At 72.4% G+C, this 21,189-nt stretch carries 19 protein-coding genes; 5 read left to right on the forward strand and 14 right to left on the reverse strand.

Annotation, left to right across the window (positions count from 1 at the left end; genetic code table 11):
- Positions 1-25: 25 nt before the first annotated feature.
- Genes H030_RS0124825 through mnmA form a run of 6 tightly spaced genes read right to left on the reverse strand, consistent with a single transcriptional unit; the run spans position 26 to position 8,795 of the window.
- The gene (locus H030_RS0124825) at positions 26-1,849 is read right to left on the reverse strand and encodes a GspE/PulE family protein (protein WP_051223664.1); all 1,824 of its coding nucleotides are present in this window, start codon (positions 1,847-1,849) and stop codon (positions 26-28) included.
- Positions 1,785-2,666, reverse strand: a complete 882-nt coding sequence (aroE, locus tag H030_RS34970; protein ID WP_081691142.1) for a shikimate dehydrogenase — start codon at positions 2,664-2,666, stop codon at positions 1,785-1,787. The genes H030_RS0124825 and aroE overlap by 65 nt, the downstream gene beginning before the upstream one ends.
- Before the next feature lie 5 nt (positions 2,667-2,671).
- Positions 2,672-4,357, reverse strand: coding sequence for an endolytic transglycosylase MltG (mltG, locus tag H030_RS0124835; protein WP_027008126.1), 1,686 nt, complete (start codon positions 4,355-4,357; stop codon positions 2,672-2,674).
- On the reverse strand, positions 4,354-4,755 hold the full coding sequence (ruvX, locus tag H030_RS0124840; RefSeq protein ID WP_027008127.1) for a Holliday junction resolvase RuvX: 402 nt from the start codon (positions 4,753-4,755) through the stop codon (positions 4,354-4,356). The genes mltG and ruvX overlap by 4 nt, the downstream gene beginning before the upstream one ends.
- Before the next feature lie 27 nt (positions 4,756-4,782).
- Positions 4,783-7,383, reverse strand: a complete 2,601-nt coding sequence (gene alaS / locus H030_RS0124845) for an alanine--tRNA ligase (protein WP_027008128.1) — start codon at positions 7,381-7,383, stop codon at positions 4,783-4,785.
- Positions 7,380-8,795, reverse strand: coding sequence for a tRNA 2-thiouridine(34) synthase MnmA (gene mnmA, locus H030_RS34975; RefSeq protein WP_027008129.1), 1,416 nt, complete (start codon positions 8,793-8,795; stop codon positions 7,380-7,382). Before mnmA ends, alaS begins: the two co-directional genes overlap by 4 nt.
- Positions 8,796-8,904: 109 nt before the next feature.
- On the opposite strand from mnmA, the gene H030_RS0124855 reads away from it, so the two are divergent.
- The 3 genes from H030_RS0124855 to H030_RS0124865 are packed head-to-tail and all read left to right on the forward strand — an operon-like array spanning position 8,905 to position 10,804.
- On the forward strand, positions 8,905-9,735 hold the full coding sequence (locus H030_RS0124855) for a hypothetical protein (protein ID WP_027008130.1): 831 nt from the start codon (positions 8,905-8,907) through the stop codon (positions 9,733-9,735).
- Between the two features lie 36 nt (positions 9,736-9,771).
- On the forward strand, positions 9,772-10,614 hold the full coding sequence (locus H030_RS34980; protein ID WP_051223666.1) for an alpha/beta hydrolase: 843 nt from the start codon (positions 9,772-9,774) through the stop codon (positions 10,612-10,614).
- Between the two features lie 10 nt (positions 10,615-10,624).
- Complete coding sequence (locus H030_RS0124865) at positions 10,625-10,804, forward strand: hypothetical protein (RefSeq protein WP_027008131.1); 180 nt, start codon at positions 10,625-10,627, stop codon at positions 10,802-10,804.
- Between the two features lie 381 nt (positions 10,805-11,185).
- Here the strand turns inward: H030_RS0124865 and aspS are convergent, their stop codons facing one another.
- From aspS to H030_RS34985, 6 genes are read right to left on the reverse strand one after another with little or no spacing between them, the layout of a single operon-like run.
- Positions 11,186-12,982 (reverse strand): aspartate--tRNA ligase, encoded by a 1,797-nt coding sequence (gene aspS, locus H030_RS0124870; RefSeq protein ID WP_027008132.1) that lies wholly within the window; start codon positions 12,980-12,982, stop codon positions 11,186-11,188.
- The gene (gene hisS / locus H030_RS0124875; RefSeq protein WP_027008133.1) at positions 12,979-14,220 is read right to left on the reverse strand and encodes a histidine--tRNA ligase; all 1,242 of its coding nucleotides are present in this window, start codon (positions 14,218-14,220) and stop codon (positions 12,979-12,981) included. The genes aspS and hisS overlap by 4 nt, the downstream gene beginning before the upstream one ends.
- Positions 14,217-14,873: an MBL fold metallo-hydrolase gene (locus tag H030_RS0124880; protein ID WP_027008134.1), complete on the reverse strand. Its 657-nt coding sequence runs from the start codon at positions 14,871-14,873 to the stop codon at positions 14,217-14,219. The genes hisS and H030_RS0124880 overlap by 4 nt, the downstream gene beginning before the upstream one ends.
- A 3-nt stretch (positions 14,874-14,876) precedes the next feature.
- Positions 14,877-15,248 carry a hypothetical protein gene (locus tag H030_RS0124885; protein WP_027008135.1) on the reverse strand — a complete coding sequence of 124 codons (372 nt, stop codon included), beginning with the start codon at positions 15,246-15,248 and terminating at the stop codon, positions 14,877-14,879.
- Between the two features lie 18 nt (positions 15,249-15,266).
- A complete protein-coding gene (locus H030_RS0124890) occupies positions 15,267-16,163 on the reverse strand; it encodes a hypothetical protein (protein WP_051223668.1) in 897 nt (298 codons plus the stop codon).
- 48 nt (positions 16,164-16,211) lie between these two features.
- A complete protein-coding gene (locus tag H030_RS34985; protein WP_081691145.1) occupies positions 16,212-18,245 on the reverse strand; it encodes a glycoside hydrolase family 3 protein in 2,034 nt (677 codons plus the stop codon).
- 132 nt (positions 18,246-18,377) lie between these two features.
- Here H030_RS34985 and H030_RS34990 point away from each other — a divergent pair, with 132 nt between their 5' ends.
- Positions 18,378-18,731, forward strand: coding sequence for an STAS domain-containing protein (locus H030_RS34990; RefSeq protein ID WP_051223671.1), 354 nt, complete (start codon positions 18,378-18,380; stop codon positions 18,729-18,731).
- On the opposite strand, the gene H030_RS0124905 is transcribed toward H030_RS34990, so the two are convergent.
- Together H030_RS0124905 and H030_RS0124910 are read right to left on the reverse strand one after the other, a co-directional pair.
- Complete coding sequence (locus tag H030_RS0124905; protein WP_027008137.1) at positions 18,728-19,681, reverse strand: hypothetical protein; 954 nt, start codon at positions 19,679-19,681, stop codon at positions 18,728-18,730. The genes H030_RS34990 and H030_RS0124905 overlap by 4 nt on opposite strands.
- Positions 19,682-19,733: 52 nt before the next feature.
- Positions 19,734-20,705: a hypothetical protein gene (locus H030_RS0124910; protein WP_027008138.1), complete on the reverse strand. Its 972-nt coding sequence runs from the start codon at positions 20,703-20,705 to the stop codon at positions 19,734-19,736.
- 62 nt (positions 20,706-20,767) lie between these two features.
- On the opposite strand from H030_RS0124910, the gene H030_RS0124915 reads away from it, so the two are divergent.
- Positions 20,768-21,184 (forward strand): hypothetical protein, encoded by a 417-nt coding sequence (locus H030_RS0124915; protein ID WP_027008139.1) that lies wholly within the window; start codon positions 20,768-20,770, stop codon positions 21,182-21,184.
- Positions 21,185-21,189 lie beyond the last annotated feature (5 nt).

Here is a 21,189-nt window from a genome sequence, read left to right on the forward strand (position 1 = left end):
AGGAAGGTTGCGCGGACGCCCGGGCTCAGCCGGTGCCCGTGACGCGCGCCACTTCGGCGATCGACGTGCGGCCCTGCTTGACCTTCTCCAGGCCGTCGTCGCGCAGGCGGCGCATGCCGTCGCGCATCGCGACCTCGGCGATGCGGTCGGCCGGTGCGCGCTCGATCGCCAGGCGACGGATCTCGTCGGTGATCGTCATGACCTCGTACAACCCGATCCGGCCCTTGTAGCCCGAACCACCACAGCGCGAGCAGCCCTTGGGGTCGTAGGCCTCGAGGTCGACGTGCGACCGGAACCCGTGGTCCTGCAGGACCGGCGCCGGGATGATCACGCGCTCCTTGCAGTGCGAGCACAGCGTCCGGCACAGGCGCTGGGCGACGACGCAGTCGACGGCCGACGCGACCAGGAACGGCTCGATGCCCATCTCGACCAACCGCGTGATCGACGTCGGCGCGTCGTTGGTGTGCAACGTCGACAGCACGAGGTGGCCGGTCAGCGCCGCCTCGATCGCGATCTTCGCGGTCTCGGCGTCGCGGATCTCGCCGACCATGATGATGTCGGGGTCGGCGCGCATCATCGCGCGCAACCCGTTGGCGAACGTCAGGCCCGCCTTCTTGTTGACCTGGACCTGGGTGATGCCCTCGAGCTGGTACTCGACCGGGTCCTCGATCGTGATGATGTTCTTCTCGGGCGTGTTGAGCTCGCCGACCGCCGCGTACAGCGACGTCGACTTGCCGGAGCCCGTCGGGCCGGTCACCAGCACGGCGCCGTAGGCCTGGTGGAACGCCTTGGTGAAGCGCGCGGCGTCCTCGTCGCCCATGCCGAGCTTCTCGAAGTCGAACTGGACGTTGGACTTGTCCAGGATGCGGATGACGATGTTCTCGCCGTGCACCGACGGCAGCGTCACGACGCGCAGGTCGATGTGGCGCCCGTCGAGGTTGAGCCCGACACGACCGTCCTGCGGCAGGCGCCGCTCGGCGATGTCGAGGTCGCTCATGATCTTCAGGCGCGACACGACGCCCGAGACCATCCGGCGCGGGACCGTCATGGTCTCGACGAGCACGCCGTCGATCCGGAAGCGGACGCGCATCGCGCCGTCCTCGGGCTCGAAGTGGATGTCCGAGGTGCCCTGCTCGGCGGCCTGGGCGATGATCTGGTTGACGAGCTTGATGACCGGCGCGTCGTCGGCGGACTCCCGCAGGTCGACGATCTCGCCGATCCCGTCGTCGTCGCCGCTGAGGTCGATCTCCGCGGTCGCCGCGACGTGCTCCAGCCGCGACAGCCTGCTGATCAGCGTCTTGATGTCCTCGCGCGAGGCGACCGCGACGCGGACCTCGTAGCCGGTCATCAGCGCGATGTCGTCGACCGCCAGCACGTTGGCCGGGTCGGCCATCGCGATCAGGATCCCGCGCTCGCCCACGAACTGGACCGGGATCGCCTCGTAGCGCTTGGCGGCCTGCGGGTTGACGAGGTTGGCCGCCGACATGTCGACGTGGAAGACCGACAGGTCGAGGTGGTCGAGCCCGTGGCGCTCGGCGACGGCGCGCGCCAGGTTCTCCAGCGACAGCGTGCCCTGGTCGAGCAGCACGTTCTCCGGCGTGGTGCCGGTCGCGCGCGCGGCCTCGATCGCCTGCTCGACGCGCCCGCGGTCCACGAAGCCCAGCTCGACGATGACGTCGGTCAGGAAGCGGGCGGCGCCGCCACCGGTCCGGCGCGGCGGCGTGACGCCGTTCCAGTCGGCTGGACGTTCGTTCGACGGCGCGGGCGGATACGTGGCCGGAGCGTCAGCGACCGGACCGCCGGGGATCGGCGGTACGGCGGTCAGATGGGTCGCTGGTTCCGGGGTCATGGGGTTCGGGGAGCGCTCCGCGCGCCGCGGCGGCGCGCATCACGTCAAGCGGCGCTTCCAGGCCTGTCCAGGACTGGAAGCTCATCGCGCCTTGGCGGACGAGGACCTCGAGGCCATCGACCACCGTGCATCCCCGGTCTCGCGCTGTTGCGATGAGCCCGGTGCCGCCGGCCCGGTAGACCAGGTCCGCCACGGTCGCGTATGTGCCCAGCGAATCGGCGTCGATCGGCAGTTCCTTGAACTCCCCGTCTGACAGCCCGACACTCGTGCAGTTGACCAGAAGATCCGCGGCGATCGGCCGATCGGTGGCGTCGACCCCGAGTTCTGTGGCGATCGTCACAGCGCGCTCGGCGGTCCGGTTCCAAACCGCGACCCGCGCCGCGCCCGCCTCGCGCAGCGCGTAGGCGACCCCGCGGGCGCTGCCGCCGGCGCCCAGGACGAGCGCGGTCGCACCCGCCGGATCGGTCCCCGCGCCGCCCAGCGCGGCCAGGAAGCCCGGCGCGTCGGTGTTCTCGGCGTGGATGCCGCCGCTGCCGTCCGTGGCGAACGTCAGCGTGTTGGCGGCGCCGATCGCGCGCGCCGCGGCGGTCGCCTCGGTGGCCAGCGCGAGCGCGGCCTCCTTGTGCGGGATCGTCACGTTGGCGCCGACGTAGCCGCTGCCGGGCAGCGCGGCGACCGTCTCGTCGAAGACCTCGGGCGGGACCGGCAGGCGCTGGTAGTGCCAGTCGCTCAGCCCCAGCGCCGCGAGCGCGGCGTTGTGCATCGCCGGGGAGCGGCTGTGCGCCACCGGCCACCCGAGCACCCCGAGGCGCTTCATCGCGCTCAGCCCGCGGGGTCCTTGCCGCCGTTGGCGGCCCTGGCCCTGTTGTAGGCGTCGACGTCCCTCTGGAACTGCGCCGCGGTCGAGGAGAACGCGTGCGCGCCGTGGCCGCCGGGCTTGACGACGTAGTACAGGTAGCTGACCCTGGCCGGCGCGAGCGCGGCCTTGATCGACGCCAGGCCCGGCGAGCCGATCGGCGTCGGCGGCAGGCCCATGTGCGTCCGGGTGTTGAACGGCGAGCTCAACTGCAGCTCGGAGACCCTCAGCGGCCTGGACCAGTTGTTGAGGCGGTAGCGCAGCGTGGCGTCGATCCCGAGCGGGATGTCGTCCTTGAGGCGGTTGTAGATGACCGCGGAGATCAACCTGCGGTCCTTGGGCACCTCGGCCTCGCGCTCGATCATCGAGGCGATGATCAGCACGTCGTAGTCGCTGAGGTGCTTGCTGCGCGCGTACCGCTTCGAGAGCGGGTCGTAGTTCTGCTTGAACGTGGCCAACTGCTGCGTGACGAGCGCGGACGCGGTGGCGGTCCTGCCCCTCTTCAGCTCGTAGGTCGCCGGGAAGAGGAAGCCCTCCATCGTCCTGGTGCCCTTGGGCACCCCGTACGCCTTGAAGCCCTTGACCGTTCGCGGGTTCCTGGTGGCGGCCCTGACGTAGGACCCGGTCAGGCCGGCCTGGCGGACGGCCGGCGCGGCCTCGCCGATCGACCTGCCCTCGGGCATCGTGACCTTGACCGTCGGCGCGGCGGCCGGGTTCTGGGTCAGCGCGTCGAGCGCGGCCGAGTACGACATGTCGCGCTTGAGCGTGAAGCGGCCGGCCTTGAGGTCGCCGCGGCGGCCGTCGAGGCGCGAGCGGATGTTGAAGAAGAACGTCGAGTCGATGACGCCCTGGTGCTGGAGCTCGGAGGCGATCTCCGACGCGGTGGCGCCCTGCGGGATCGTGACCACGACGGGACGCTGGGCGTCGCCGTCGGAGTGCCCGGGCTGCTCGACGCGGTAGGCGAAGTACGCGATCGCCGCGATGACGACGAGGATCGCGAGCAGCAGGATCCGCAGGCCCCAGCGGCGGCGCTTGGGGATCCCGCGCGGCTTCTTGGGCAGGCGCGGCGGCTTCTGGCGGCGGCCGGCCGGACCGCGGACCGGACCGGGCGGCGTCGGGCGCGGGCCGCCGACCTGCGGCAGCTCGGAGACCGACGCGACCCGCCGGACGCCCGACGGCGCCTCGTCGTCGGCCGGGACCATCACGGGCTCCGGCTCGTAGACCGGCTCGGGCTCGTAGACCGGCTCGAACGGGACCTCGTAGTGCGGCTCCGCCTCCGGAGGCGCGACGAACGTCGGCTCCTCGACGTACGCGGGCGGCTCAGGCTCGGGCGGGGCGACGAAGGTCGGTTCCTCCACCGGCGCGGGCTCGGGCTCAGCGACGAACGTCGGCTCCTCCACGGGCGCGGGCTCGGGCTCGACCGGCGCGGGCGACTCCGCGAACCACGTCTCCTCCGCCGGCGCGACGGGCTCCGCGGGAGCGGGCGGCTCCGGCGCGACGGGCGGCGCCGCGTCCTCCGGCAGCGGGCGCCCCTCGCGCTCCGCGCGGCGGCGTTCGCGCTCCAGGCGCGCGGCCTCGCGCTCCGACGCGCTGCGCGGGCCGCCGGCGGACGGCTCGTCGCCGTCCTTCTTGCCGCCGAACAGCGGGCTCACGCGAGCTCGCTCCCGTGCAGGGCCAGCCAGTCGTCGAGCAGGACGGCGGCGGCCCGCGAGTCCTCGGAGGTCTTGGTGTCGCTCGACCTCGCCGCGATCCTGGTGGTGAAGCGCTCGTCGTACAGCTCGACCGGGATCGGCGCGACGCGCGCCTTCAGCCTCTCGGCCCACTCGCGGGTCTCGCGCGTCTGGTCGCTGTCCTCGCCGCTCAGCCGCAACGGCAATCCGACCACGATGCGACCGACCTCACGCTCCCGCGCGAGGTCCGCGACGCGCACCAGGCCCTTCCGGGTGCCTGGGCGCTCGATGTGCTCGATGGGCGTCGCGAGCGTCCCGGTGGGGTCGCTCAAGGCGCAGCCGCACCGGGCGGATCCGTAGTCCAGCGCCAGCACGCGCATGAAGGCTAGAGGGTCACCCGGCGCGACTCAGGCCAGGACGGAGCGGATCCGCTCCGCGGCGGCCGCCAGCGCGTCGTCGAGCTTCTCGGGATCGCGCCCGCCGGCCTGGGCCAGCGTCGGGCGTCCGCCACCGCCGCCGCCGACGACCTCGGCGGCGACCTTGACGAGGTCGCCGGCCTTCAGCCCGCGCTCGACCAGCGGCTGCGCGACCGACGCGACCAGCGCGACCTTGCCGTCGGTGACCGCACCGAGCACGATCGCGGCGTCGCCGATCGCGTTCTTGACGCGGTCGGTGGCGTCCAGCAGCGCCCTCGCGTCGCCGACCTCGACGCGCGAGGTCAGGACCTTGACGCCCTCGACGACCTCGGCCGCGTTGGCGAGCGCCGCCACGTCGACCGCGCCGTTGGCGCCGCCGCCCGACTGCGCCGCCTTCTGCGCGTCCTTCAGCGCCCTCTGAAGGTCGGCGACCTTCGCCGGGACCTGCTCGGGTGACGTGCGCAGCTCGCCCGCCGCCTCGCGGATCAGCGCGTCGTGGGAGCGCAGCAGCGTCACGGCCTCGGGGCCGGTGACCGCCTCGATGCGCCGGACGTTGCTCGCGCTCGAGCCCTCCGACACGATCTTGAACACGCCGATCTCCGCGGTCGCGCGCACGTGCGTGCCGCCGCACAGCTCGCGCGAGTACTCGCCCCCGCCGATCTGGACCATGCGGACGACGTCGCCGTACTTCTCGCCGAACAGCGCCATGGCGCCCAGCTCGCGCGCCTCGTCCAAGGTGGTGGTGATCGGCCGGACCGGGTCGTTCTGCAGGACCCACGCGTTGACCTGGTCCTCGACCTCGCGCAGCTCCTCCGGCGACAGCCGGGTGCCGTGCGTGAAGTCGAAGCGCAGCTTGTCCGGACCGACGTAGGACCCCGCCTGGCGGACGTGCGTGCCGAGCGTCTGGCGCAGCGCCGCGTGCAGCAGGTGCGTCGCGGTGTGGTTGGCCTGCGTCGCGGTGCGCGCCGGGCGATCCACGCGCGCAAGCACGGTGTCGCCCGCCTTGAGCCCGTCGCCGACACCTTCGAGCGCGATCGCCTGGTCCTCGCCCGCGCGCAGCACCTCGCTGACCGTCGCGCGCGGCTCGCCGTCGGCGCTCAGGATCACGCCCTCGTCGCTGACCTGGCCGCCGCCCTGCGCGTAGAACGGCGACGCCGCGAGCTTGACGAACGTCCGCCCGCCCTGCTCCAGGACGCCCGCCACCGTCGTGCGCTCCTCCAGGTGCTCGTAGCCCGTGAAGTCGGTCGGCTCCTCGCTCAGCTGCCGGATGACCTCCTGGCGCGCGCCGACGCGCTCCTGCCCGCCCGCGCCCGCAGACGACCGCAGCCGCTGCTCCTCCATCAGCGCGTCGTAGCCCGCGATGTCGACGGGCACCTCGCGCTCGCCGGCGATCTCGGTCGTGAGGTCGATCGGGAAGCCGAACGTGTCATGCAGCTTGAACGCGTCCTCGCCGCTGACCTCGCCACGCCCGAGCAAGTCCTCCAACATGATCAGGCCGGTCTCCAGCGTGCGGCCGAAGCCCTGCTCCTCGGCCTGGGCCCAGCGCAGGATCGTGTCGCGCTCGCGGCCCAGCTCCGGGTACGCTGCGCCCATCGTCTCCTGGACCACGTCCACGTACTTGGTGAGGAACTCGCCCTCGAAGCCGAGCCTGTGACCCTGGGCGATCGCGCGGCGCATCAGGCGGCGCAGCACGTAGCCGCGGTCCTCGTTGGACGGCACGACGCCGTCGGCGATCAGGAACGTCATCCCGCGCGTGTGGTCGGCGAGGATGCGCAGCGCGCGATCGTCGTGCTTGCCCGACGCCGTCAGCGACTGCCCGAGCTGCATCAGCGGGACGAACTGGTCGGTGTCGAAGACCGAGTCCACGCCCTGCTGGATCAAGGCCATGCGGTTGAGGCCCAGGCCCGTGTCGATGTTCTTCTTGGGCAGCGGCGTGAGCGTGTTGACCGGGTCCTGGTTGTACTGCATGAACACCAGGTTCCAGTACTCGAGGAAGCGCTCGTTCTCGCCGCCGGGCAGGTCGTCCTCGGTGCCCCACTCCAGGCCGCGGTCGTAGTACAGCTCCGAGCACGGGCCGCACGGCCCGGTCTCCCCCGCCTGCCAGAAGTTCTCGCTGCGCGGGCACGGGACGATCCGCTCGCGCGGCACGCCGATCGCCAGCCACGCCTCGACGGCCTCCTCGTCGAGGCCGAGGCCGAGCTCCTCGTCGCCCTCGAAGACCGTGACCCAGATCTTCTCCGGGTCGAAGCCGAAGCCGTTGAGCGACATGTCCCACGCGAACTCGGCGGCGCCCTGCTTGAAGTAGTCGCCCATCGAGAAGTTGCCGAGCATCTCGAAGAACGTGAGGTGGCGCGTGGTCGTGCCGACGACGTCGATGTCGGGCGTCCGGAAGCACTTCTGACACGACGTGAGCCGCGCGGCCGGCGGGGTCTCCAGGCCCTGGAAGTAGGGCTTGAGCGGGTGCATGCCCGCGGTGGTCAGGAGGACCGAGGGGTCGTACGAGGCCGGGACCAGCGAAGCGCTCTGAAGGCGCTTGTGGCCCTGGCGCTCGAAGAACGACAGGTAGGACTCGCGGATCTCGTCGGACGTCACGCTGCGATCGTCGCACATCCCACGACGACATCCCCGCTCAGCAGCACGGCCGTCTGGCCTGGTGCGGGCGCCGAGAACGGCTCGTGGAGGCTGACGCTGCCGCTGGGTTCGAGCCGGCACGGGACGATGCGCGCGTGGTAGCGCAGGCGGACGCCGTCGACCGCGGCGGCGTCGCCGCCGTTGTGCAGCCGGATGCCGCGGAGGTTCACGCTCGTCGTGTCGAGCGCCGCGCGCGGACCCAAGGTGATGGTGTTGCTCCTGGCGTCGGTGCGCAGGACGTAGAGCGGCTCGGGGCGCTGGACCGGCAGCCCGCGGCGCTGGCCGACCGTGTAGTGGAAGTGGCCGCGGTGCTCGCCGAGCGTCGCGCCGTCCTGGTCGAGCACCGCGCCGGGGCGCTCCTTCAAGCCGCCGTGCTTGGCCAGGAAGCGCTCGCGGCCGGTGCCGGCGATGAAGCAGAGGTCCTGCGAGTCGGCCTTGTCGGCGACGGGCAGCTCGTGCTCGCGCGCGAGCGCGCGGACCTCGGGCTTGGTCAGCTCGCCGAGCGGGAAGCGCAGGCGCTCCAGGGTCCTGCGCGACAGCGCGGCCAACATGTAGGTCTGGTCCTTGGCGTCGTCGGCGGCGGCGCGGAGGAGGTGGTCCGGCGTTTGGCGCGCGTAGTGGCCGGTCGCGAGGGTCTGCGCGCCGAGGCGGTCGGCGAAGTCGACCATCGCGTCGAGCCGGACGTGGCCGTTGCAGCGGACGCACGGGTTGGGCGTGAGGCCCTCTGCATGCTCGTCGAGCCACGGGTCGACGACGCCGGCCCGGAACGCGCGGCGCAGGTCGAGCGTGAAGTGCGGGAGGTCCATCTGGTGCGCGATCGCGCGCGCCTGGCGGACGGCGGAGGCGGAGCAGCACGACGCCTCCGCGTCGTTCTCGGGGTCGCGCCACAGCTCGAGCGTGACCGCGGCGACCTCGTCGTGCGTCGCGCGCTGGAGCACCGCGGCGACCGACGAGTCCACCCCGCCGGACATCGCGACGAGCGCGCGGCCGTTGTTCAGCGCGCGCGGGTCGCTCGCCGCGACCGCGGCGCCGAGCGCCTGGTGCAGCGCGTCGGACGCCAGGTCGGCGGCGTGCAGCTTGCCGACGCTGAGGCCGCCGAGCGCCTCGCTCACACGGACCGAGCCGACGCGCGCGGCGTCGAAGACCGACTCACCGCGGACGAGGTCCACGACCGCGCTGGCCGCCGCGGTCGCTGCGCCGCACCCGGACGCGTCGAAGCCGGCGTCGGTCACGCGCAGCTCGTCGACGGTCAGGCGGATCGTCACGAGATCGCCGCACGCCGCGCCGCCGGCCGCGCCCGCGAAGGCGCCCGCGGGCTCATGCCCACGCCCCACGGGATGCTCCAGATGCTCGGCGAACCGCTCGTCAGCCACTCTGCCGCGCGAGTGTAGAAGCCGCCGCGCGTCCACCCGGGGCGGACGTCGCTCAACCCGCGATGGGGTGCGGTCGATCAACCGGAGCGTGGACCAGGTCAGTCGCCCCATGCAGATCGCACTCGTTGCCGTCGTGCTGCTCGCCGGCATGTGGTTCACGGTGCTCAAGCCCAAGTCCGCGGACACCAGCTCGTCCGCGCCCGTCGCCCAGGCGACGACGCAGTCCTCGGAGCCCGTCGCCCCCGGCGTCAAGGGCCTGACGAGCGCCATCGACAAGGCCAAGGGCGCCGCGGCCACGTCCGACGCGGCCAACGCCAAGATCCAGACGGCGACCGGCGGCAACGCCGCGACCGCCTCGACGAGCGCCCCGGCGTCGACCGCAAGCGCGACCGCGACCGCCACGGCGGCCGCGAAGCGCACCACGGTCACCAAGAAGCCGGCGACCGCGACCGCGACCAGGAAGCCCGGCACCAAGGCGGCGACCGCCAAGGCCGTCGCGGCGAAGCCCGCGGCGACGAAGACCGTCACGAAGCCCGCCACGACCGCTCCGGCGGCGAAGACGACGACGCCCGCGAAGACCACGGCCGCCGCCAAGCCGGCCGTCGCGGTCGACCCGTCGGCCCGTCTCCTCGCCTACCTGGCGAAGGGCAAGACGCTGGTCATCCTCTTCTACGGCAGGGGCGCCGACGACAAGGCCGCCCGCAAGGCCGTCCACCAGACCGCGCAGGGCGACCCGAAGCACGTCGTGTCCGCCTACGTGCCGATCTCCAAGGTCGGCCAGTACGAGGCGATCACGAGCGACGTCGACGTCCTCGCCGCCCCGACGATCCTCGTGATCTCGACGAAGGGCAAGGCGACGCCGCTGACCGGCTACGTCGATGCCGCCGTCGTCCGCAACGCCGTCTCCGCCGCTCGCACCGCGGCCGCTTCCGGCAAGTAGCGGTTCGCGTCACGCATCCGGGGCATCATGTCCCGGATGCACCTCGACGTCCTCGCGCTGCGCGAGCAGTCCCGGAGGCGCGCGGCCGACCGGCCGCGCGGTCCCGAGCTGCCGGTCGTCGAGGACGCGATCGTGCCCGACACGCCCGGCGTCCGGGCGCGTCACTACCGGCCCGACGGCGCGGCGCGCCGCCCGTTGTTGGTGTACCTGCACGGCGGCTTCTGGGTCCTGGGCGGGTTGGAGAGCCACGACCGGCTCTGCCGCCGGATCGCCGCCGAGGCCGGCATCGAGGTGCTCGCCGTCGACTACCGCCTGGCGCCCGAGCACCCCTGGCCCGCCGCAGTCGACGACGCGGTCGCCGCCGCGCAGTGGGCATCGTCCTGGCTGGCGGCCGGTGAGCCGGTGGCGATCGGCGGGGACTCGGCGGGCGGCTGCATCGCGGCGCTGGCCGCGCTGCGGTTGCGCGACTCCGGGGCTGCGCCCAGCGCGCAGGTCCTGTTGTGCCCCAACACCGATCTCACCGGCACGCAGCCGAGCATGACCGAGAAGGCCACCGGCTTCGGCCTGGAAGCCAACACGGTCCGAGCGGCGGCCTCGCTCTGGGTACCGGTCCAGGCGCGCCGTGCCTCCGGCGACGTCAGCCCGCTCCACGCGCCCTCCCTCGAAGGCCTCCCGCCCACGTTGCTGATCACCGCCGAGCACGACCCGCTCCGCGACGAAGGCAATGCCTATGCCAAACGCCTCCAGCACGCGGGCGTCCTCGTCACCACCCGCACCGAACCCGCCCTCTCCCACGGCTTCTACCTCGACAGCACCGACACGGCCACGACCGCGACCCACCGCCTGCTGACCGACATGAAGTCCTTGCTCTCCGACTAGCCTCCAAGACGTGTCCGAGATCACCTCCATCGACCGCGGCTGGATCACCATCCGCACCACCGACGGCTCCACCCTCCGCCTCTCCCCAGCCGACGCCATCCAAGACCGCACCGAGCACAACATCCCCTGGTCCGCCATCTGGACATCCTCCGTCCAACGCCTCGCCTTCTGGCGCCGCGCCTCCCGCTGAACCACCGCCGTCGCGACGCCTCTGAACCGCCGCCGTCGCGACGCCTCTGAAGCGACGTCGTCACGACGCTTCTGACTACGCCGTCGCGAAGTGTCTGAACCGACGCGTCGCGACGCCTCTGAACCGACGTCATCACGACGCCCCTGGACCCACGACGTCACGACGCCTCTGAAACGACGTCGCCACGACGCCTCTGGCGACTTGGCCAGAAACGCCACTCGACCAGAAACTTCGCGTCTCGACCAGACGCGCCGCACCTCGCCCAGAGACACCGCGACTCGACCAGACGCGCTGAGCCTCAATGAGCAGTGCGGCGATGGGCGAGAAGCGCCGTCCCTCGGCGACGGGTGCCGCGCCTCGGTGAGAGGCGCGGCGGGTTGGCTAGGCCGTGGGCTGCGGTGGGATGTAGGTGGACTTGACGGCCAGCTCCTTGAGCTGGGCCTCGTCCACAGGGGCGGGGGCGCCGGTGAGGGGGTCGCCGCCGGAGGCCGTCTTGGGGAAGGCGATGACGTCGCGGATGGAGTCGCGGCCCGCGAGGATCGCCACGATGCGGTCGATGCCCATCGCGATGCCGCCGTGGGGCGGTGCGCCCTGCTTGAGCGCGTGGAGCAGGAAGCCGAAGCGGCGCTCCGCCTCCTCCTGGTCCATCCCGAGGACGGAGAAGACCTGCTCCTGGATCGCCTGCTCGTGGATGCGGATCGACCCGCCGCCGATCTCGACGCCGTCGAGCACGAGGTCATACCCGCGGGAGCCCATCGCCCCGGGATCGCTGAAGTCGGTCGTCGTCGGCGCCGTGAACGGGTGGTGGATCGCCGTCCAGGGCAGCTTCGCGTCGCCGGTCGCCTCGAACATCGGGGGATCGACGATCCACAGCACGCTGTGCGCGCCCTCGGGCACGAGACCGAACCGCTGGCCGAGCTCCAGGCGCAGACCGCCCAGCGCCGCCGCCGCGACCGGCTCCTTGTCGGCCACGAACAGCAGCAGGTCGCCCGCGGACGCACCGAGCTCCGCGTTGACCGCCGAGATCTGCTCGGCCGTGAAGAACTTCGCCAGGTTGCCGGCCCACGTGTCGCCCTCGCCGACCGGGATCGGCGCAACGGCCTTCGCCCCGTGGATCCGGACCACGTCGTTCAAACCGTCCAGCTCGGACCGCGACATCTCCCGCGCGCCCGCGTTGATCGCGCGCACCACGCCGCCGCCATCCAGCACACCCTGGAACACCTTGAAGTCCGAACCGCTCAGCAACGCCCCGACGTCGTGGATCTCCATCCCGAAGCGCGTGTCCGGCTTGTCGTTCCCGTACCGGAGCATCGACTCGGCGTAGGTCATGTGCGGCCACGGCGCGGCCGGCGTCTCGAAGCCGTCGACCAAGGCGAACACCTTGGTCATGATCTCCTCCATCACCGCGATGACGTCGGCCTCGTCGACGAACGACATCTCGATGTCGAGCTGCGTGAACTCCGGCTGACGGAACCCGCGCAGGTCCTCGTCCCGGAAGCAGCGGGCGATCTGGTAGTAGCGCTCGTAGCCGGCGATCATCAGCAGCTGCTTGAACAGCTGCGGCGACTGCGGCAGCGCGTACCAGGACCCCTGCTGCAGCCGCGCCGGAACCAGGAAGTCGCGCGCGCCCTCGGGCGTCGAGCGCGTCAGGATCGGCGTCTCGACGTCCAGGAAGTCCTGCTCGTTCAGGACATCGCGCATCGTCTTGACGATCGTGTGACGCAGCTCCAGCGTCTTCAACATCACGTCGCGGCGCAGGTCCACGGCGCGGTTGGCGAGCCGCAGCGTCTCGTCGACCTCCACGTCCTCGTCGACCGGGAACGGCGGCGTCTCGGCCTCCGCCAGCGTCGCCATCTCGGCGACCGACACCTCGATGTCGCCCGTCGGGATGTTGGGGTTCTTGTTCCCCTCCTCGCGCTCGACGACCGCACCGGACACGCTGATCACGTGCTCGGACCGCAGCCGCTCGGCCGCGGCGAACGCAGAACCCGACGTCTCCGGGTGGAACACGAGCTGCACGATCCCCGACCGGTCCCGCAGGTCGATGAAGATCAGCCCGCCGTGGTCGCGGCGGCGATGGACCCAGCCCGCCACCCGGACGGTCCGCCCGGCGTCATCGCCGCGCAGGTCACCCGCCCACGCGTCGCGGTAGTTGTTGGCCTTGGGTGCGACCTTCATCCGATGTGTCTCCCTCGGAGGACGCGAGCGACGACGGCCGTCGGCTCCAGCTCCTCCTGCTCTCCGCTTTGCAAGTCCTTCAACGTGATCGCAGCGCCCTCGCCGAAGATCGCCACGTACGACGCCCCCGACCGGTCGGCCTGCTTCATCTGGCCCTTCCGGGACCGTCCCGCCAGCTCCATCTGCACGTTCAAGCCCGCCGAGCGCGCCGACTGCGTGAGCACGAAGGCCTCCACACCGGTGCCCGCCACGTAGAGGTCGCAGACCGGCTCGGGCTCGGGCCGGTGCTCGCCGGCCAGCAGCAGTCGCTCGACGCCCGCCGCCCAGCCGATCCCGGACGTCTCGGGCAGGCCCAGGACCGTCGCCAGCCCGTCGTAGCGCCCGCCGCCGCCGACCCCCGACTGCGCGCCCAAGGCGTCGCTCGTGAACTCGAACAGCGTGCGCGTGTAGTAGTCGATGCCGCGCACGAGCGTCGGGTCGATCTCGTAGCCGATCTCGGCCGCGTCCAGGCGCGCGCGGACCTCGGCGAAGTGCTCGGCGTCCTCGGCGGTCAGGTGGTCGAGCAGCAGCGGCGCGTCCTTCATGACCGCCTGCGTCCCGGCGTGGTCGGAGTCGAACGCGCGCAAGGGGTTCAGGTCGATCCGCGCGCGGACCTCGTCGCTCAGCTCGGCCTCGTGCGAGCGCAGGAACGCGACGAGCTTCTCGCGGTAGGACGCGCGCGTCTCGGCCGTGCCCAGCGACCCCAGCCGGAGCCGGACGCCGGTGACGCCAAGTTCCACAACAACGGCGTGCAGCAGCGCGATCGCCTCGGCGTCGACCGCCGGGTCGTCGGACCCGATCGCCTCGATGCCCAGCTGCCAGAACTCGCGGAAGCGCCCGGCCTGCGGCTTCTCCTGGCGGAAGAACGGGCCCAGGTACCACCACTTCACCGGCTGCGGCGCCTTGTGCATGCCGTGCTCGTGGTAGGCGCGCATCGTCGGCGCGGTGCCCTCGGGGCGCAGCGTCAGCGACCGCTCGCCGGCGTCCTGGAAGGTGTACATCTCCTTCTGGACGATGTCGGTCGACGCGCCGACGCCGCGGGCGAACAGCTCGGTGTGCTCGAAGACCGGCGTCTCGATCCGGCGGTAGCCGGCGCCGCCGAGCACGGAGCGCGCGACCTTCTCGACCGCGACGCGCGCGGCGTCCTGCTCGGGCAGCACGTCGTACGTGCCGCGCGGGGCCTGAGGCTTCTCGCTCAAGACTGCTGAGTGATCTCGGAGAGGAACGGGTTGGACGCGCGCTCGGCGCCGAGCGTCGTCAACCCCATGTGACCCGGGTGCACGACCGTGTCGTCGTCGTAGCGCTCCAACAGCCCGGCGATCGACTGCAGCAGGACCGCGTGGTCGCCGCCGGGCAGGTCGGTCCGGCCGACCGACTGCTGGAACAGCACGTCGCCGGAGAAGAGCATCACGGGATCGGAGTCCGAGTCCCGCAGCGCGTACGTCACGTGCCCCGGCGAGTGCCCGGGCGTGAACAGCACGTCGATGTCGTAGCCGCCCAGGGACAGCGTCTCGCCACCCGCGACCGTGTGCTCCGGGTCCCAGGACTCGAACGGCCCGAACCCCGGCCACGGCACGTAGGCCATGATGTCCTGCAGGACCGGGACCTCGAGCTCCGGGCAGTAGACCGGCGCGCCCGTCGCGCGCGCCACCGGCGCGACCGCGCCGACGTGGTCGAAGTGCGTGTGGGTCAGCAGGATCGCGTCGAGCGTCACGCCCAGCGCCTCCAACGCGCCCAGCAGCTTCGGCGCCTCCTCGCCCGGGTCGACGAGCAGCGCGCGGTCGGAGCCCTCGCGCCGGATCAGGAACGAGTTCTCCTGCACCGGCCCGACGGTGAACATCCGGACGTCCACGGGCTAGACCTTCGCCTTCCTGCCGGCGCCGCCGCCGCCCTTCCTCTTGGCCATGCGCCGCTGATAGACCCACCTGTCGGTGTAGAAGCCGAGGCCGGTGTAGAGGAAGAACATCGGGATGCCGAACGCCAGCGCGATCGCCGGGTTCCTCTGCACCACCGTGATCACCACGACGAACAGGATCGTCGCGATCGCCGAGCGGTTGGCCGCCGAGCGCCACGTCGGCTCCCTGTCGAGCCGATCGGTCCGCAGCGCACCGCCCTTCTTCGTGCCCGGTGCGGGGTCGCCGGGCCGGCCCGTCCGGCCGCGCACCTCGACCATCCCCGCGGCGTTGCCGCGGTGCCTGGTCTTGCGCTTGCGCTTGGTCTGGGCCATGGCCCAGGACGATAGCTCCTACAGGCCCTGACGCAGAGCTTCCTCGACGGTGCGGCGGCCGCTGACCGGGACGTCCTCCGGGAACCCGTCGAACGCCGCGGCCGGCGCCAGGCCCACCAGCTCGGCGGCGGCGACCGGCGCGTGGGCTCGAACCGACGCCACGACCTGCGCGAGCGTCACCGCGCGGTGGTCCTCGACGTTGGTCGAGACCTGCGCCACGCCGCCCTGCGCGGTCAGCTCCAGGCCCAGGGCCCGGACGCCCGGAAGGCCCTCCGCCCCGCCGTCGCGGATCAGCGCCGCGATGCGGCGCGCGTCGGCCAGCGTGGCGGGCGGTGCGAGCGTCACGTTGAACGCGACCAGCGGCGGGCGTGCGGCGACCAGGACCGCGCCCGCGCTCGGGTGCGGCGCGGCCGGGCCGAAGTCCGGGACCAGCTCCCCGGACGCCACGCGCTCGCTGAGCGCCGCGATGCCGCCGCGCCGCAGCGCCGCCCGTGTGCGCCCGCCCGCGAGCAACCCGTACAGGAACACCGGGAGGCCCAGCTCCACCCCGATCCGCTCGGCGACCGTCAGCGCCTCCGCGCACGCGGCGCCCCGCCGCACGTCGTCCCAGAAGACCACCGGGACCACGTCGACCGCGCCGACGTGCGGGTGGATCCCGCGCTCGCGCCGCAGGTCGATCCGGGCGACCGCCTCCCGCACGCCCGCGACCAGCGACTCCGCCAGGACGCCCGGGGCCGCCGCCAGCGTGTGGACCGCGCGGTGGTGGTCGACGTCGTCGTGCGTGTCGAGCAGCCGCGCGCCGCCGGACGCGTAGGCGCGGCCGATCGCGGCGATCACCTCCGCGTCACGCCCCTCGGACACGTTCGGGACCGCGAGCAGCAGCGGCGGATCGGGCGGCTCAGGCGTGGCGGACACGGCGGGCGCGGAGCCTAGTGCTCCGCGCCCGCCCCCGCCGTCCGCAGGTCAGCGACGGCCGCCGCCCCGCAGGCCGAAGCCGTACGGGAACAGCGGGTCGTAGTTCGCGTCGCCGACGTTGATCGGCTCCTGGTCGATCGTCTTCGGCCACGTCATCGGCAGCCTGCCGGTGAACGGGCGCTTGCCGAACAGGACGTCGGCGACGCCCTCGCCCTCGGAGCCCGGCAGCCACGACGCGACCAGCGCGTCGGCCTCGCCGAGCTGCGCGGGGTCGATGATCATCGGGCGGCCGCTGACGACCAACACGATGCACTTGGTCGTCGCGGCGCAGACCTTGTCGATCGCCGCCTTGTCGTTGTCGTTCAACATCATCGTCTGCGACGGCCGCGCCACGCCGTTCTCGCCGGCCTCGTAGGGCCAGCCGGGCGCGCCGACGTCGCCGTAGCCCTCGGCGTACGGCGTCTCGCCGACGACGACCACGCCGGTCGCCCCCGCCGGGATCGGCGCGCTCGCGTCCGGCGAGGACACGACGTCACCGTGCGCGCCGACGGCGTCCCTGATCCCGCCGAGGATCGTCGTCCCCGGGATCACGTTCCTGGACCCGCCCTGCCACGACAGCGTCCAGCCGCCGGCCTGGTTGCCGATGTTGTCGCTGTTGCTCCCCGCCACGTAGATCGGGGCGCGCGCGTCGCGGCCGCGCAGCGGCAGCGCGCCGCCGTCGTTCTTCAGCAGCACCTGCGACTCGGACACGGCACGCCGCGCGACCGCGCGATGCGCGGGCGAGCCGATCTGCCCGATGTCGGTCCGGTCGGTGTACGGGTGCTCGAACAGGCCGAGCTGGAACTTCTTGGTCAGGATCCGGCTGACCGCGTCGTCGATCCGCGCGACCGGGACCTGCCCGTCGTTGACCGCCGCCGTCAGCGTCGTGATGAAGTCCCCGAAGTTCGAGGGCTGCATGAACATGTCGATCCCGGCGTTGACGCCCGCGACGACGTTCTCCTGGAACGTCCCGCCGATGTGGTCGATCCCGTTGTAGTCGCTGATGACGAGCCCGTCGAAGTCCTGCGCGCCCTTCAGCCAGTCGGTGATGAGCTCCCTGTTCCCATGCATGTTGATGGGGTTGCCGACGCCGTCCTCGGTCCAGTCGATCGACGAGTAGGACGGCATCACCGAGCCGACGTTGTGCTGCTTGATCGCCGGGACGTACTGGCGCAGCGAGGTGCTCCAGAAGTCCGAGCGGTTGGTGATGTCGATGCCCTGATCGATCGTGTAGTCGCCGTTGCCGGTGCCGTACTGCGTGTCGCCGTCGCCGGCGAAGTGCTTGGCGGTCGCCAGCACGCGGTCGCGGTGCGCGAGGTCGGTCGTGCCGTTGCCCTGGAAGCCGTCGATCGCGGTCTCCATCTGGATCACGAGGTCCGGGTTCTCGGAGAACGACTCGTAGGTCCGGCCCCAGCGGTCGTCGCGCGCGGCGCAGATGCACGGCGCGAACGCCCACTGCGGCCCGGACGCGCGGGTCTCGTCGGCGGCGACATGTTCAACTTGCTCGACGAGCTGCGGGTCGCGCGTGGCGCCGAGCCCGATGTTGTGCGGGAACACGGTCGCGCCGAGCAGGTTGCCATGCCCGTGGACGGTGTCGACCCCGTAGATCATCGGGATCCTCAGCCGCGTCGCCAGCGCGGCCCTCTGGAAGTTGTCCACCATGTCGGCCCACGCCGACGGCGTGTTGGGCGTCGGGACCGACCCGCCGCCGCTGAGGATGCTGCCGAGCCCGAGCGTCGTGACCGCCGAGTCGTCGGGCGTCAGCGACGCGCGCTCGGCCTGGGTCATCTGCCCGATCTTCTCGGCCAGCGTCATCCGGCCGAGCAGGTCGGAGACCCGCTTCTGGACCGGCGCGTGCGGGTCGAGGTAGACCGGCCCCGAGGTCCCGCCGCCCCCGTGCCCGCCGCCGGGCGGCCACCCGCCACCCGGACCGTGACCGCCGCCGCCGTGCCCACCGCCACCGCCCGCGAAGGCCGGTACCGCGAACGCCGCGCTCGCCGCGACGACCGCCGCCGTCGCCACCACTGACCCACGACCGAACATGCCGCTCTCCCTCCTGCTGCAGATAGGACCGCGCGCGCCACTACCCACGCCCCCAAAACGACGAACCTCGAAGTGTTTGACACAACACGCGTCGTGGTAACCACGCGTCCAACGTCAGGAGGAGCTTCGCCAATGCACGGCTTCGAGTTGACGGTCCAGCACATGGGGACGGGCACCGTCTCGCTGCGTCTCCGGGGGTCTCTCGACCTCGCCTATGCCTACAGGTTCGACGACGAGGTGCGCCACGCCGAGCGCGACGCGTCGTCCTGCCTCGTCCTCGACCTGCGCGGGCTCGACTTCGTCGACTCCGCCGGGATCTCACGGATCCTCGCCGTACGCCGGCGCGCCCGCCGCGCGGGCCGCCGCCTGCTGCTGGTGCGCGGCTCGAACGCCGTCCAGCGCTTCTTGGCGCTGGCGGCGCTCACCGAGCACTTCGAGTACGTGAGCGAGCCGGGTGATGCGCTCCGGGCGGCGGGGCGCGCCTAGGACTGGGTCACGTCGTCGATGACGTTGCCCGCGGCATCGAGCCAGATCATCCGGTAGTCCAGCGCGTCCGGCGCCGAGCGCGGCACGGTCGCCGACACCACGTTCTCCTGGACGGGCAGCGTCAGCGTGACCGCGCTCGGATAGACCGTCGGCTTGTAGTCCGGGCCGCGCGGGACGACCTTGGCGTAGCTCAGCTTCACGGTCGCGACGCCGTCCGGGACGAGGCCGTTGACGGTGGAGCTGTCGTTGCCGCCGATCGAGCCGAACGCGCCATGCGTCTTGAAGTAGGCGAAGTCCGCGCCGCCGCCTCCGGCGTTGTCCGAGAAGAGGTAGACGCCGTCGACCGTCTTCTCGGGCGCCTTGGCCCCGGCCTCCTGGCCCTTGCGGAAGGTGGCGAAGATGCTCAGGGTCTTGGCCCGCACCGCGCCCGGCTTGCCCTTGAGGTGCTTGAGGATCTCGGCGTGCTCGGCGTCCAGGCACCTGGCCGGGAAGACGACGTTGACCGCCTTGCGCCGGCCCAGCACGATCGTCAGCGGGTGGCCGCTCGCGGTGGTGACGTTGCGGCGGTAGTCGGCGTAGGTCGTGCCGGGCAGGATCGCCTCGACGCCGCCGGCGGGCGCCAGCTCCGCGGGCGTCGCCGGGCGGCGCAGCGCCGCGATCGCGTTGACGAAGTCCGGGCTCGGCGCGTCGTGTGTCGTGGTGTGCGTGCCGTCGAACCCCGGCTTGATGTCGCAGCCCCTGACCCTCGTGCGCACGGTCGTCGACGCGGCGTTGAGGATGTCGGTCGCCGCGCGCCCGACCTTGATGCGCTGGGCGGCGGCCCTGTTCTTGGGCTGGAGGTGCGTGGACGAGGGCGGCGTGGGCGTGGCGGTGGCGCCGGCGGTGGCGGCGGGCGCGAGCGCGAGGAGCCCCGCGAGCGCGGCGGTCAGGACGTGCGAACGGATGGTCACGACTCTTGAATACGTGTGAGCGACCTCGTTGTAACGGGGTCGGCGGTTCCGGCTAGGGCTGCGTGACGTCGTTGACGACCTTGCCCGCCGCGTCGAGCCAGACCATGTGGCGGGCGAGCGCGTCGGGTGCCGAGCGCGGGACCGTCGCCGAGACCACGTTCTCCTGGACCCTCAGGCTGACGCTGTAGGCGCTCGGGAACACCTTCGGCTTGTAGTACCTGCCGCGCGACAGGACCTTGGGGTACGTGAGCTTCACGGTCGCGACGCCGTCGGGGACGAGGCCGTCGATCGTCGCGCGGTCCTCACCGCCGCCGGAGGAGTCGAAGACGCCGTACTTCTTGAAGAACGCGAAGTCGACGCCGCCGCCCCCGCCGCTCGCCTGGAACAGGTAGACGCCGTCCTGCGGCGTGGTCGGCAGCTTCGCGTTGCCCTCCTGCCCGGTCCGGAGGTGGCCGAACTCCTGCAGCGTGGTCGAGCGCAGCGCGTGCGGCTTGCCCTTGAGGCGCTCGAGGATCTCGGCGTGGTCGGCGTCGAGGCACCTCGCGGGCTCGCGGTAGGGCGCGACCTCGTGACGACCCATCACGATCGTGAGCCTGCGCCCGTCGGCGGCCGTGACGTTGCGGCGGTAGTCCACGTAGGTGTCGCCCGGCAGCAGCGCGCCCGGGCCGCCCGCGGGGTCCAGCTCGGCCGGCGTCGCCGGGCGGCGCAGCGCGGCGATGGCGTTCAGGAAGTCCGGGCTCGGCGTGTCGTGCGTCTCCGAGTGCCTGCCGTCCAGCTGCGACCTGATCGCGCAGCCGGCGACCGTCCCGCGGACGTGCCTGGTCGCGGCGTTGATGATGTCGAGCGCCTGCCGCTCGAGCCGGATGTGGCGCGCGGCGGCCCTGTTCTTGGGCTCGACGTGGAACGGCGAGACCGGCGGCTTGGGCGGCCTGGTCCTGGCGAGGGCGGGCGCGACGGCGGCGGCGGGCACGAGCGCGGCGGCGCCCACGAGGGCGGCGGTCAGCGCGTGGGAGCGGATGGTCACGATCCTTAAGTACGTAGGAGCGCCGATGTTGTGACCGGGTCGCGCCGACTACCGTTGTCGGCGTGACGGCGGAGCGGCTCGTGCGCGCGAGCGACCTGAAGCGCCAGCGGGGCTGGACCGACGGCCTCATCGGCTCGTTGCTGGGCGCGCCCGACGCGCTCTCGCCCAATCCGCACGGCTGGCGCGCGCCGATGCGCTGGTTCCGCTGGGACCGCGTCGCCGACGCCGAGCGCGCGCCCGCGTTCGCCGCGCGGACCGCCGAGCTGCCGGAGGGCGCGGCCTGGCGCCGCGGGCTGCCGACGCGCACGTGGGCGGCCGACGAGGTCGAGGGCCTGGAGTGGCTCGACGACCCGGCGCGGATGGCGCTGTTCCTCGTCCCCCGCCGCCCGCGGACGCGCCTGCGCCGGACCGCCGCGCCCGAGCCCGAGCACGTCGTGCTCTACCCCCTGGCGCCGTTCGAGGTCCTGCGGCTGTTCTAGGCTGT

Source organism: Conexibacter woesei Iso977N (assembly GCF_000424625.1).
GTDB lineage: Bacteria > Actinomycetota > Thermoleophilia > Solirubrobacterales > Solirubrobacteraceae > Baekduia > Baekduia woesei_A.